This is a genomic window from Agrobacterium sp. 5Ca50, from assembly GCF_055381905.1.
This window is the reverse complement of the sequence record NZ_AP026441.1, coordinates 84,005-97,883: the sequence shown is the minus strand read 5'-3', so window position 1 is coordinate 97,883 and position 13,879 is coordinate 84,005. Positions and strand designations below refer to the sequence as shown.

The following is a 13,879-nucleotide window of genomic DNA, read 5'->3' as shown; positions in this document are numbered from 1 at the left end:
AAAAGACAATGACTATCGGTATAGTATCTGCGGCTTACATCGCCGCTGCTGTTCTCTTCATCCTTTCCCTCGGCGGCCTGTCCGGCCAGGAAAGCGCTAAGCGCGCCGTCCTATACGGTATTGTCGGCATGGCGCTGGCGGCTGCGGCCACGGTCTTCGGCCCGGGTGTCGGCAACTGGTTCATCATCGTTCTGATGATCGCCGGTGGCGCGGTCATGGGGTATTACGTCGCTGCCCGCGTGCAGATGACGGACATGCCGCAGCTTGTCGCGGCGCTGCATTCCTTCGTCGGTCTGGCCGCCGTGTTCATCGGCTATAATGCCGAACTGGAACTCGGCACGGTTCTAGCCCTGAAGGGCGCAGGCGGTGATCTTTCGACACTGGCGGGCTTTGCCGATAAGCTGGCACACAAGGATCTGGTGGAAATCGCCATCCTCAAGGTCGAGGTTTTCCTTGGCGTGTTCATCGGCGCCGTGACCTTCACCGGTTCGGTCATCGCCTTCGGCAAGCTTGCCGGCAAGGTCGATGGCAAGGCGAAGAAACTGCCCGGCGGCCACTTCCTCAATGCAGGCGCGGCCATCGCTTCGCTGATCCTCATGGTGATGTTCTTCAACGGTGCCGGCATCTGGACGCTGGTCCTGATGACGCTTCTCGCCTTCTTCATAGGCTATCACCTGATCATGGGCATCGGCGGCGCCGACATGCCGGTGGTCGTGTCGATGCTGAACAGCTATTCGGGCTGGGCTGCCGCCGCTATCGGTTTCTCGCTCGGCAACGATCTTTTGATCGTCACCGGCGCGCTGGTCGGCTCTTCGGGTGCGATCCTCTCCTACATCATGTGCAAGGCGATGAACCGCTCCTTCGTCTCTGTCATCCTCGGCGGTTTCGGCGGCACGACGGGTCCGGCGATGGAAATCGAAGGCGAGCAGATCGCCATCGATGCTGAAGGTGTCGCCAACGCCCTGAACGAAGCCGACAGCGTCATCATCGTGCCCGGCTACGGCATGGCGGTGGCCCAGGCGCAGCAGGTCGTCTCGGAGCTCACGCGCAAGCTGAGGGCCGCCGGCAAGCAGGTGCGTTTTGCCATCCACCCGGTCGCCGGCCGTCTGCCGGGCCATATGAACGTGCTGCTGGCGGAAGCCAAGGTGCCTTATGACATCGTCATGGAGATGGATGAGATCAACGACGATTTCCCCAATACCGACGTTGTTATCGTCATCGGCTCCAACGATATCGTCAATCCAGCCGCCGAAGAGGACCCGAACTCGCCGATCGCTGGCATGCCGGTTCTGCAGGTGTGGAAGGCAAAGCAGGTCTTCGTATCGAAGCGTGGCCAGGGCACCGGCTATTCCGGCATCGAGAACCCGCTATTCTACAAGGACAATACGCGCATGTTCTATGGCGATGCGAGAAACAGCCTCGACCGGCTGTTGACGGCAATTGAGTAGATTGGGGACGCCAAGCCTTGGGGGGACCCGATGCCCCGGAGGAGGCATGCCCCAAGCTAAATTCGTTCGGGAGATTTTGTGGGCTCGCCGCACAGGTTGAAATCGAAGCTGGTGAGATCTCACTAGTCGTACGTCCCAGTGAATAGGGCAGGGAATGGTGCCTTACGCAAAGCTTTGTGAGATCGAACGGATGGGAGAATGCTGTCAGTATCAGTACGTCTAGCCGGAGCTTCCATCTGCCGGAAGGAAGCAGGCGGGCGAAAAGGCCGGGCCGATAGGTGGTGTAGCGATTGAAAATCACGGGTCGGCCATCGCGTGAATTGTCATCTCAGTTGGCTTCCCGCGATCATGGACGCTTTTCTCAGCCGTTGGCATTGGCCTTGTCTTGGATTTTCGCGCATCGAGCGAGCAGTTCCTTCGGTATCACGAAGGAGCGGTTTGGATCTCGGAGGCTTCGTCATGCCACCAGTTCAACAGAAAAACCTTAAGGACATTGTGACGATCTACATGTTGTCCCCGCTATCCACCGGGCAGCGCCGGAAGGGTCAAAATTTCTTTGTTGTCGCTACGCAGCTGATTCTCATGCAGATTCTCTAATTTGTAGTGTTTGGAATAGCCTTTAAGCAAATTCGCTGCCTTGACTCTTTTCTTGCGCAGGAACAAAAACAGAACATCTACACTTGCACGACATGATGTCGGCCTGCCAACACGACCTTGAAGGGAGCCGTGAACGATGACTGCTGCCCGCGCCCCAAGGGTGTCAGACGGTGTGATTGCTGATCTGCGTGAGCGCATCGCGTCGCTCGAAACCACGACGGAGAAAAAAGCCGGCTGCCTGTCTTTTGGCCTGCCCGAAATGGATGCTGCCCTGCCGGGCGGCGGCTTGGCTTATGGTGCGCTTCATGAGTTTGCCGGAGGTGGATCGGGGACTGTCGATGGTGCGGCCGCTGCTCTTTTCGTGGCGGGCATCGCGGCACGCACGAAGGGACCGATCGTCTGGTGCCTGACACGACCGGATCTGTTTTTCCCGGCGCTGGCGCAGGTCGACCTGCATGCCGATCGGGTGATCTTTGTCGAGTCCGACAAGGAGGAGGACGTGCTTGCCAATATGGAGGAGGGGCTTTCCTTCGGAGGCCTCGGCGCCGTTGTCGGTGAACTCGTCCGTTTGCCGATGGTCGGCTCGCGCCGACTGCAGCTCGCGGCCGAGCGTACCGGCACGATGGCACTGGCTGTTCGCCGCTGGAGGCGACAGACGGAAGCCAGTGATTTCGGGCAGCCGACGGCCTCGACCACCCGGTGGAGGGTGAGCGTGATGCCGTCGGACGAACTGCCGGTTCCAGGTGTTGGCAGGCCGCGTTGGTTTGTGGAGTTGATGCGCGTGAAAGCGGGTGAGTGTGCTGAGTTTCTCGTGAGGGCGTGTGATGACAAGGGTCGTCTCGATCTATCTACCCGATCTGCCGACCGATCGCATTCGCCGCGACGATCCGGCTATTCCGCCTGAACAGGCCATCGCCGTGATTGCCAGAAGCGGCTCGAAACGCTGGGTGTCGGCCGCCGATGCGGCTGCAAAAAGGGCAGGGGTTCGTGTCGGCATGTCGGCAGCCAAAGCGCAGGCGCTATTTCGCGGACTGATGATGGTCGATGCAGATTTGAGTACGGACGCCGCGGCGCTGGAGCGGATCACGCTTTGGGCTTTGACGCTCTATTCCCCGATCGTCGCAGTCGACGGTGCAGATGGGATTGTCATGGACACCGAGGGTGCCGATCACTTGCAGGGTGGTGAACTGCCGATGGTGACGAAGATCGCAAACCAGTTCATGGCAAAAAAGCTGACAGCCCGGGTGGCCGTCGCCGATAGCTGGGGTGCCGCGCATGCCTGCGCGCGTGCCATCAGCCGGGAAACCGTTATCGTGCCGATCGGAGAGACCATGCGTGCTGTCGAAAAACTGCCGATTTCGCTCATGCGTTTGCCGCCGAAGATCGTCAGTGACCTGCACACGCTTGGATTCCAGTCCATCGGAGAGCTGGCAAATACCGCCCGCGCGCCATTGACCCTACGCTTCGGTCCGGAGATCGGCCGCCGCCTTGATCAGATGTTCGGACGGGCCCCCGAGCCGATCGAGCCGATCCGGACCGTCGATCTGATCGAGGTTGCCCGCGCGTTTGCCGAGCCGATCGGTGCTGCTGAGACGATCGACAAATATGTCGGTCGGCTTGTCATCCAACTGATCGACGAGCTTCAGAAAAAGGGGCTTGGTGTGCGACGTGCGGACCTGATCGTCGACAAGGTCGACGGCGTCAGGCAGGCGATCCGCGCTGGTACGGTCAAACCGGCTCGTGATGTCGCCTGGCTGACCAAGCTGTTTCGCGATCGCACGGAAAAGATCGAACCGGGCTTCGGTATCGAGAAACTGACACTGGTCGCCGTTATGACCGAACCACTGGAAGACGAGCAGAAATCGTCTGGCCTGGTGGATGAGGACGTCACCGACGTTTCACCGCTGATCGACATTTACGGCAACCGCGGCCACAGGGTTTTCCGGGTGGCGCCGGTGGCCTCGGACGTTCCCGAGCGTTCAGTCCAGCGTATCAGTGCGGCGGCCGACCCGGTCGGAGTGTCGTGGGTCCATCACTGGCGACGACCGGTCAGGTTGCTTGTGCGACCAGAACTGATCGAGGTGATCGCCCTTATGCCGGACCATCCGCCCGTTTCGGTCACCTGGCGCGGCAAGCGCCGCAAGGTGAAACGGGCAGATGGGCCTGAGCGCATATTTGGTGAATGGTGGCAACGCGACAGCGAAATGGACGCGGTGCGCGATTATTTCGTTGTCGAGGATGAGAGCGGCGAGCGCCTGTGGGTGTTCCGATCAGGCGACGGCGTCGATCCCGAGACCGGAAACCACCGGTGGTTCGTACACGGGATATTCGCATGAGATATGCCGAGCTTCAGGTCACGACGCAGTTCTCCTTTCTACGCGGGGCAAGCTCGGCGCAGGAACTGTTCGAAACCGCCAAGATCCTTGGTATCGATGCTGTCGGCGTTGTTGATCGCAACAGTCTGGCGGGCATCGTTCGAGCGCTTGAGGCGTCTCGCGGAACAGGTGTGCGGCTGGTCGTCGGCTGTCGCCTGGATCTCACTGAGGGCATGTCCGTCCTGGTCTATCCCACAGATCGCGCCGCTTACTCCCGGCTGACCCGGCTCATCACACTCGGCAAATCGCGCGGCGGCAAGAACAATTGCATCCTGCACTGGGATGATGTGATTGCCTATGGCGATGGGATGATCGGCATACTGGTGCCCGATCTTGCCGACGATATCTGCGCCGTGCGCCTGCGGAAAATGGCCGATGTATTTGCTGATCGCGCCTATGTTTCGCTCTGCCTGCGCCGTCGGCCGAATGACCAGATGCGGCTCCATGAGATTTCCAATCTGGCGACGCGGTTCAAGGTGAAGACGGTGGTCACCAATGACGTGCTGTTTCATGAACCGGGCAGGCGGCAGCTTCAGGACATTGTCACCTGTATTCGAACCGGAACGACCATTGACGATGTCGGGTTCGAGCGCGAGCGCCATGCCGACCGCTACCTGAAACCACCGGAGGAGATGGAGCGGCTGTTTCCGCGTTATCCAGAAGCCTTGGCGCGGACCATGGAAATCGTGCATCGGTGCAAGTTCTCGCTTGAGGAACTGACCTATCAATATCCGGAGGAAGCGATTGTGCCCGGCAAGGATGCCCAGGCCTCGCTGGAACATTATGTCTGGGAATGTGTGCCATCGCGATATCCGGAAGGTCTGCCTCCAGATGTGCTGAAAACCGTCCGCCATGAGCTCGATCTCATCCGCACCATGAAATACGCGCCGTATTTCCTGACGGTGTTTTCGATCGTGCGCTTTGCGCGGTCTGAAGGGATCCTGTGTCAGGGCCGCGGTTCTGCTGCCAACAGCGCCGTCTGTTATATTCTCGGTGTGACCAGCATCGATCCATCCACCAATGATCTCCTATTCGAGCGTTTCGTCAGCCAGGAGCGCGATGAGCCGCCGGACATCGATGTGGATTTCGAGCACGAGCGGCGTGAGGAGGTTATTCAATGGATCTACAAGACCTATACGCGAGAAAAGGCAGCTCTCTGCGCTACCGTCACCCGGTATAGGGCAAAGGGCGCGATCCGTGATGTCGGCAAGGCGCTTGGTCTTCCAGAGGATGTCATCAAGGCGTTGTCATCGGGCATGTGGTCATGGTCAGAGGAAGTCCCTGACCGCAATGTCCGCGAGCTCAATCTCAATCCAGATGATCGCCGGCTCGTCCTGACCCTGAAACTGGCCCAGCAGTTGATGGGAGCGCCGCGCCATCTCGGCCAGCATCCCGGCGGCTTTGTGCTGACCCATGATCGGCTCGATGATCTGGTCCCGATCGAACCGGCGACCATGAAGGACCGCCAGATCATCGAATGGGACAAGGATGATGTCGAAGCGCTGAAGTTCATGAAGGTCGACGTGCTGGCACTTGGTATGCTGACCTGCATGGCCAAATCCTTCGAGCTCATCCGCGAACACAAGGATCACGATCTCGATCTGTCGAAGATCGAGCAGGAGGATGCCGCGACCTATGCGATGATCCGCAAGGCTGACACGCTCGGTACCTTCCAGATCGAGTCCAGAGCGCAAATGGCCATGTTGCCGCGCCTGAAACCGCGGACGTTTTACGATCTCGTTGTTCAGGTGGCTATTGTTCGCCCCGGGCCGATCCAGGGAGATATGGTCCATCCCTATCTGCGGCGCCGCGAGGGAAAAGAGCCGGTCGAGTATCCTACGCCCGAACTGGAGGCGGTCCTTGGAAAGACGCTCGGCGTACCGCTGTTTCAGGAAAGCGCCATGCGCGTCGCCATGGTCTGTGCCGGCTTTACAGGCGGTGAGGCCGATCAGCTTAGAAAGAGCATGGCGACCTTTAAATTCACCGGCGGTGTCAGCAGGTTCAAGGACAAGCTGGTGTCCGGTATGGTGAAGAACGGCTACACGGCAGAATTCGCAGAAAAGACATTCAGCCAACTCGAAGGTTTCGGCTCTTATGGATTTCCCGAAAGCCATGCAGCGTCGTTCGCGCTGATCGCCTATGCTTCCAACTTCATCAAGTGCCACTATCCGGACGTCTTCTGCGCGGCGCTGATCAACTCACAGCCTATGGGCTTTTATGCGCCAGCCCAGATCGTCGGCGATGCCAGGGTCCACGGCGTCGAAGTTCGGCCCGTCTGTATCAACCGGTCCCGTTGGGACTGCACACTTGAGCCGATCGGCGACACCGGTCGGCATGCTGTCCGTCTCGGGTTTCGGCAGGTAAAAGGACTGGCGATCGCTGACGCGGCGCGCATCGTCGCCGCACGTATGAACAGCAATTTCATCTCAGTTGACGATATGTGGCGCCGCTCCGGCGTGCCAACGGAAGCGCTCGTCCAACTCGCCCAAGCTGACGCCTATGGTCCAAGCCTGAGGCTTGAGCGCCGTGATGCGCTCTGGGCTATCAAAGCGTTGCGCGATGAACCTCTACCCCTTTTTGCCGCAGCGGCAGAACGCGAGATGGCGACGATCGCCGAGCAGCAAGAGCCAGAGGTTGCGCTCAGGCAAATGACCGAGGGGCACAATGTCATCGAAGACTATGGGCATACAGGGCTGACGCTGCGACAGCACCCGATGGCATTTTTGCGCAAGGACCTTCAGCACAGAAATATCATTACCTGCAATGAGGCGATGACGGCGCGTGACGGCAGATGGGTTTACACGTCCGGCCTGGTTCTCGTTCGCCAGAAGCCGGGTTCTGCCAAAGGCGTCATGTTCATTACCATTGAGGATGAAACAGGGCCGGCCAACATCGTTGTCTGGCCCAGCCTGTTCGAGAAGCGCCGGCGCGTTGTGCTTGGATCAAGCATGATGGCGATCAATGGCCGGATCCAGCGGGAGGGTGAAGTTGTCCATCTGGTCGCACAACAACTGTTCGACTTATCAGCAGACCTCGTTGGTCTCGCTGATAGGGATGTCGACTTCAAGCTGCCGACCGGACGAGGCGATGAGTTTGCCCATGGTGGTGGGCCAGATTCAAGAGACAGGCCAAAGCCGGTAGTGACTCCTCGAGATATGTATGTCCGTGACCTACACATCGATACGCTGAAGGTGAAAAGTCGGAATTTTCAGTGACCTACACCTTGAGAGCCAGCGGTCGGAGGTTCGATTGGTATCAAGAGCTTATAGGACTTTAAAGAATTGGCATCCGCGGACGTCAATGCGTATTCTATCCAACTCCTCGCAAGAATCGCCCGTCCAGATCGCCGAGATTGCTCACCCCCAGCAAAGCCATATTCCGATCGATCTCTTCGACTAATAGCATGATCGCACTCCTTTGGTTCGTCAGTGCCACGATCCCGCCATCTGGAAATTTATTGCCAAGGAAGGCAGTTGCAGAGAACCTTGCTTTCTCTTTTTTTCACGACTTTTTTGCGGGCGTGCATGAAGCGAAGCGGCATCTCTGGTTTATTGCAGGGCTTGCCGCGCTAACGGTCGTCATCGCAACAGGCTACTCTGTAACCGCAATACTTGTCCCCGGTATCAGCAGAGAGGTTTCGGGAGGAGCAACCCTAATGACCACGACAGCGACCGCCTACATGGTCGGTGCGCTTGTTGGAGCGGTGATTGTCACACGCTGGCACCCGATAAATAAAAGTTGGGCGGCTCTTGTTGGCCTCTCGCTATACGGGTGTGTCCCTTTCAGCCTGATGTTTGCAGAGCACTTGGCCGTACCGGTCACTGCCTTCTTTTTCGCAGGGGTTGGTATCGAGATATTCAACGTGTCGTGGTTTACGGCGATCCAGAAGGAAATTCCACGGGATAGGCTATCGCGTGTTTCATCGCTCGATTTTCTCTTCTCCTATGGACTGGCCCCGGCAGGGCTGACGCTGATGACCTCACTCGTGAGTACGTACGGCCGCGATGCAGTTTTGATCGCTTGCGGCATAATTTGTTTTGCTAGTTCTGCGTTGGCTATATGTTTTCGCACCACACGACAATTCTCCACCCAAAGCGCGTCAAAAAGCACTGGCGTCTCTGAATAAGAACACCAATGCTATTGTATTTTCACGTAAAACTTCTGCGCAAGCGTCAACAAGACTGGCCGGGTGCGGCGGCAAGCTTGCCGAGCAGATATTCGTATGGCAGGCAGTAACTCTAGTCAGTAAAATTCTTGGCCGTCAGGTTACCGAACAGCCGCTACATTGATTTTGGTCTCACAGTTGACTTCACCGGTGGATGTTTCCTCCTTTGCCAAGAATTTGAAGCGCTACTAAAAAAGCCACTGTGAGGGGCATGCAACTCATTTGATAAAAGCAAGAACCTGGACTCCCACCAAGGCGTAGTTGCACTTAAAACGTCATTTCATTCATATCCTCAAGCCGTCGCTGCCGAAGAAATGCAAGTTGGCGTTATCGAAGGTCAACATGATTTCATCCCCCTTGCGAGGAGAGGCGACGCCGGGGAGTTTGGCCGCCACAGATGTGGAGCCGCCGACATGGAAATAGACAATGGTGACTTCGCCCAGCTTTTCGCTATGGACGACCTTGCCGTTGATTCTGGCCGTCTCTGCAGTCGCGGGAAAGAGATGTTCCGCCCGGATACCGGCGCTGATATCCGAATTGTCTGCGATTGCTGCCAGATCGCTCCTGTCGGTTACGTCGATGATATTGCCGGCGGTTACGATTTCGGCGCGACCGTCCTTCTTCTGCAGTTTTGCCGGAACGATGTTCATCTCAGGTGATCCGATGAAGCGGGCGACAAAGAGGTTCTGGGGAGTGTCGTAAAGCTCCATCGGTGTGCCGATCTGCTCGATACGGCCTGCATTGAACACCACGATGCGGTCGGCCAGCGTCATGGCCTCAACCTGATCATGGGTGACGTAAATCATCGTCGTATCCGGCATCGCCTCGTGCAGGTTGGCGATTTCCATGCGGGTCGCAACCCGCAATGCGGCGTCGAGGTTCGACAAGGGTTCGTCGAACAGGAAAACCTCGGGGTCGCGCGTAACGGCGCGACCAATGGCAACGCGCTGGCGCTGGCCACCCGAAAGGTTCTTCGGGCGCCGTTCCAGATAAGGCGTCAATTGCAACATATCGGCGGCGCGACGGACGCGGGTATCGATTTCGTTTTTCGCCATGCCGCTGACCTTCAGCCCGAAGGCCATGTTGTCATAGACCGACATATGCGGATACAGCGCGTAGGACTGGAAGACCATTGCGATGCCGCGCTCTCCGGGCGGCACCTCGTTGACGACGGCTTCACCGATCTTCAACGTGCCGGAGGTAATTTCTTCGAGACCCGCAATGATGCGCAGCATCGTCGATTTTCCGCAACCGGAAGGCCCAACGAACACGACGAATTCGCCTTTGGCAATATCGAGATCGATGCCATGCAGCACCGGTACGGCCCCGAACGACTTTTTGATCTGCTGTAACGAAATTCCAGACATGATTTCCTCCCGTTACCCTTTACAGACCGGTAGTGGCCTGGGCGGCGCGCCATTCTTCGTATTCGGCGCGTGCTTCGTCCTTGAGGGGATAATATTTGCGCAGATCGCCGCCCTGCGAGAGGCGAAGGCGGGAGAAGTCTTCCCATTCCGCGTGTTCACTGGATATTTTCAACGCTTGCTCGGCCACCTTGACGGGAACGACGATGGCGCCGTCATCATCGGCCACGATGATATCGCCTGGCATGACGAGCGTGCCCCCACAGGCGATGGGAACGTTCACGGCATGGGGAAACAGGCCGGTCTGCGTATGGAAATTAGGGGTCGTGCCACGGCTCCATATCGGCAGGCCGATTTCACGCGCCTTGCGGGAGTCGCGAATACAGCCATCGACAATGACACCGGCGCCGCCGCGGCCCTGAAGATAGGTAATCATCATCTCGCCGAAAACGCCGCTGCGCATATCGCCACGCGCATCGACCACCACGACATCGCCTTCCTCGACCTGGTAGAGAACCTGGCGGTGCATCTGGGCTTCGGGGTTGCCGTATTCATCGATGTCGTAGACGTCTTCGCGCTTGGGAAGAAACTGCAAGGTCAGCGCCGGGCCGGCAATGGTCTTGCCGGGAGAGACGGAAACAGGTCCGCAAATATGCGCATCTCTTATGCCGATTTTACTCATTTCGCCGCTCAGCGTGGCGGTGCCGATTTCGGCAAGCGCCCGGATCAGGTCTTTGGGAGGGCGGACAATCGTGGGTATCTGCATGGAAGATCCTGCATCTTTAAAGAGGGTGGGGAGCCGGGCGGGCTGATGTCTCCGCCCGGCGATCAATGATTACTTCTTTGCAGAAGCCAGCTTTTCGACCTCGGCCTGCGCCCAGGCGGCGGCATCCTGTGCGGACTTGCCATCAACGATCATCTGCTGCACGGATGTAGAGAGGATCTTGGCGGTATAAACCTGCGATGCGAGGGGTGTCGGAGCGCCCTTGAAGCCGATCGTCAGGCCGTCTGTCGCCAGCTTGTCGAAGTTTGCGAAGGATGGGTTGTCCTTGAAGAGCGGCATGCTCTTCGCCACAGCCGGGAAGATCGGATACCAGCGGCCACCGGTGGTCTGGATCAGCTTTTCATAGTTTTCCGGCTGGAAGAAATACTGAATCCATTCCTTGGCAAGCGCTTCCTGCTGCGTCTGGCTGCTGACCAGCCACGAGAAGGAGCCGAGCAACGTTGCGGAGCGCCCCTTTTCGCCGGGACCCTTCGGAATATTGATCAGAACGGAGTTTTCCAGCAGCTTCTTGTCGTTTTCCAGCATCCAGGAATAAACGCTCGGCGGGTTCATGATGAAAGCTGCGCGGCCGGTCTGGTATGCGGTGTTGTTGCCGCCATCGTCCCAGGTCACGACATTGCGCGGAATGGTGCCTTCTTCATACATGTCCTTGATGAACTGGTATGCTGCCACCGTTTCCGGGGTATTCCAGGTGACTGTTTTGCTGTCTTCGGAGAACATCGCAGCGCCAAACGACCAGAACAGCATGCGCAACTGCGATTCAGCGTCGTTGGCATTGGACAGCGGTATGCCAAGGCCGACATATTGCGGGTTCTTCCTTATGATGGCCTGGCTGACCTTGCGAAGGTCTTCCCATGTTTCAGGAACCGGCAGGCCGGTTTCGGCGATCAGGTCCTTGCGGGCGAACATCGGCACGAGGTCGATTTCGATCGGAACGGAATGGGCATGGCCTTCATAGATGGCCTGCGGCACCATGCTCTCGTAAACGCCGCCGTCACGCGCACGCATGGCGGCAAGAATGTCATCGACCGGCTTTGTGAGACCGCTCTGCGCGTAATATTGCGAATTCTGGCCGAGTTGCATGAAGGCGTCCGGCGCAGCCTTGCCTTCAAATGCCGAGGCCAGGCGTTCGGTCAGAACGTTTGCGGGAACGACGACATATTGAACGTCAATGCCCTTCGATTTGCCGAAGTCTTTGGCCATCTGGCCGATAAGTGCATCGGCATCCTTGTTGAACGCCTGCAGGCCCCACACGGTGAGATCTGCAGCACTTGCGGCAGTTGCGGCGCATAGCGCCAGCACAGATGCCATCAGGGTTGTTCTGAATTTTATCATGTCATGTCCTCCTCAGGGTGATAAAAAATCTCAGCCCTTGACACTTCCCGCTGCCAGTCCTTCGACGATGTAGCGTTGGGCACCAAGGTAGATAACGAGTATGGGGATGATCGCCAGAACCGAGCTGGCCATGAGCTGGCCCCAGATGAACGTGTCGCCCATCACCAGTCCCGAAAGACCGGCGGTGAAGGTTTTTGCCTGGTCGGAGTAAACGTAGACCAGCGCGAACAGGAACTCGTTCCAGGCGTGGGTGAAGGCAAAGAGCGCAACGACGGCGAGCCCTGGCGTGGCAATCGGCAACACCACGCGGACCAGCGTTTGCAAACGTGTCGCGCCATCCATTTGCGCTGCCTCGTCCAGCTCCATCGGGATCGTGTGGAAGTAGCCGATCATCATCCATGTGCAGAACGGCACGGTGAATGTCAGATAGGCGACGATCAGGCCGGGGCGGGTGTCGATCAGACCAAGGTTCTGCAAGACCAGAAACAACGGGATGAACAGAAGCGATGGCGGCAGAAGGTAAGCGGCCACGATAAGGCGCGCGGCATTGACGCGACCCTTGAACTTCATGCGGGCAATCGGATAGGCCGTCAGTGCACCGAGGCACACCGATATCAGGGTTACACCCACGGCAACCACGAAGCTGTTGAACAGGTATCGCAGGAACGGTGAACCGAACAGCGCTTCGCGATAATTGTCCAGCGTCGGCTCGTACGGGAACAGCGTCGGCGGCAGGGCGTAGATTTCCCGCGGGATCTTGAACGAGGTGACGACAACCCAATAGACCGGAGCAAGCGACCAGAACAGGGCGATAATGATGCCGATTGCGGTCACGATGTTGCGGATGAGTCTTGTTCTTTTTCTCTCCACCATGGTCTTATTCTCCGTCCCGGTTGAGCATTCGTTTGGTCAGCAGGAAGATCAGGATGACGAATACCGGCACGACCGACACGATGACGGCCGAACCGAGGCCAAGCTGGCTCTGGGCGATGGCGAAGTCATAGGCCAGCGTCGGCATGATATGCGTTCGTCCGGCCGGACCGCCGCCCGTCAGCACGAAGACCATTTCGAATGAATTGAATGTCCAGATGGTGGACAGCATGACCGTCACCGCCATGACACCGCGCATTTGCGGTAGCGTGACAGAGAAGAAGCGGCGAACGACACCGGCACCGTCAATGGCCGCCGCTTCGTTGAGATCGGATGGAATGGACGCCAGTGCTGCCACAAACATCATGGTGAAGAAAGGCAGGCCCTGCCAGACCATGGCGATCGCCACTGCAAAGAGTGCAACGGAGGGATCGGACAGCCAGTAGACCGGCTTGTCAGACACGCCGAGCAAAAAGACCAGATATTGAAGCACGCCGCTCTGTTCGTCGAATATCCATTTCCATGAAAGGCTGGCGATCATGCCCGGCACGGCCCAGGGCAGGAACGCCAGAGCACGGATAACACCGCGCATGGGCATCGGCTGCGATAAAAGCACCGCAAAAGTCAGGCCGAGAACCAGCTTGACCGCGACCGTACCCAGTGTCAGCACCAGTGAATTCCAGGCGGCGAGACGGAACTGCGGGTCGGCGAACAGTTTTGCGAAATTCTCCAGACCGACGAAGACGCCCGGCTGGGCGACGGCACGACTGGTGAATGCCGTCGAGATACCATCGATCAGCGGATAGGCGACGAAGGCTGCAAAGATTGCGGCAGCCGGTGCGAGGAAGAGATACGCAACCAGCCAGTCCGGCTTGTGACGACGCTTGCGCGAGGGGAGTGGCGGGCTGGAAAAGCCCGCTGGAACCGATGACGTAGCCATG

At 58.1% G+C, this 13,879-nt stretch carries 10 protein-coding genes; 5 read left to right on the top strand and 5 right to left on the bottom strand.

Annotation, left to right across the window (positions count from 1 at the left end; translation table 11 throughout):
- Positions 1 to 8: 8 nt before the first annotated feature.
- From ACZ5FM_RS27180 to ACZ5FM_RS27160, 5 genes are all read left to right on the top strand, one after another.
- Positions 9 to 1,448 carry an NAD(P)(+) transhydrogenase (Re/Si-specific) subunit beta gene (locus ACZ5FM_RS27180; RefSeq protein ID WP_464041558.1) on the top strand — a complete coding sequence of 480 codons (1,440 nt, stop codon included), beginning with the start codon at positions 9 to 11 and terminating at the stop codon, positions 1,446 to 1,448.
- Between the two features lie 733 nt (positions 1,449 to 2,181).
- A complete protein-coding gene (locus tag ACZ5FM_RS27175) occupies positions 2,182 to 2,949 on the top strand; it encodes an ImuA family protein (protein ID WP_464041557.1) in 768 nt (255 codons plus the stop codon).
- Positions 2,870 to 4,381 carry a Y-family DNA polymerase gene (locus tag ACZ5FM_RS27170; RefSeq protein WP_464041556.1) on the top strand — a complete coding sequence of 504 codons (1,512 nt, stop codon included), beginning with the start codon at positions 2,870 to 2,872 and terminating at the stop codon, positions 4,379 to 4,381. The genes ACZ5FM_RS27175 and ACZ5FM_RS27170 overlap by 80 nt, the downstream gene beginning before the upstream one ends.
- Positions 4,378 to 7,635: an error-prone DNA polymerase gene (locus ACZ5FM_RS27165; protein WP_464041555.1), complete on the top strand. Its 3,258-nt coding sequence runs from the start codon at positions 4,378 to 4,380 to the stop codon at positions 7,633 to 7,635. The genes ACZ5FM_RS27170 and ACZ5FM_RS27165 overlap by 4 nt, the downstream gene beginning before the upstream one ends.
- 188 nt (positions 7,636 to 7,823) lie before the next feature.
- Entirely contained in the window at positions 7,824 to 8,546 is a 723-nt protein-coding gene (locus ACZ5FM_RS27160) for an MFS transporter (protein WP_464041693.1), read from the top strand.
- Between the two features lie 323 nt (positions 8,547 to 8,869).
- Here ACZ5FM_RS27160 and ACZ5FM_RS27155 read toward each other — a convergent pair whose 3' ends face one another.
- From ACZ5FM_RS27155 to ACZ5FM_RS27135, 5 genes are all read right to left on the bottom strand, one after another.
- Positions 8,870 to 9,952: an ABC transporter ATP-binding protein gene (locus tag ACZ5FM_RS27155; RefSeq protein WP_464041692.1), complete on the bottom strand. Its 1,083-nt coding sequence runs from the start codon at positions 9,950 to 9,952 to the stop codon at positions 8,870 to 8,872.
- A gap of 19 nt (positions 9,953 to 9,971) precedes the next feature.
- Positions 9,972 to 10,715, bottom strand: a complete 744-nt coding sequence (locus ACZ5FM_RS27150) for a ribonuclease activity regulator RraA (protein ID WP_464041691.1) — start codon at positions 10,713 to 10,715, stop codon at positions 9,972 to 9,974.
- 69 nt (positions 10,716 to 10,784) lie between these two features.
- Entirely contained in the window at positions 10,785 to 12,068 is a 1,284-nt protein-coding gene (locus ACZ5FM_RS27145; protein WP_464041690.1) for an ABC transporter substrate-binding protein, read from the bottom strand.
- Between the two features lie 30 nt (positions 12,069 to 12,098).
- Positions 12,099 to 12,941 carry a carbohydrate ABC transporter permease gene (locus tag ACZ5FM_RS27140; RefSeq protein WP_464041689.1) on the bottom strand — a complete coding sequence of 281 codons (843 nt, stop codon included), beginning with the start codon at positions 12,939 to 12,941 and terminating at the stop codon, positions 12,099 to 12,101.
- 4 nt (positions 12,942 to 12,945) lie between these two features.
- Entirely contained in the window at positions 12,946 to 13,878 is a 933-nt protein-coding gene (locus ACZ5FM_RS27135) for a carbohydrate ABC transporter permease (protein WP_464041688.1), read from the bottom strand.
- Between the last annotated feature and the right edge of the window lies 1 nt (position 13,879).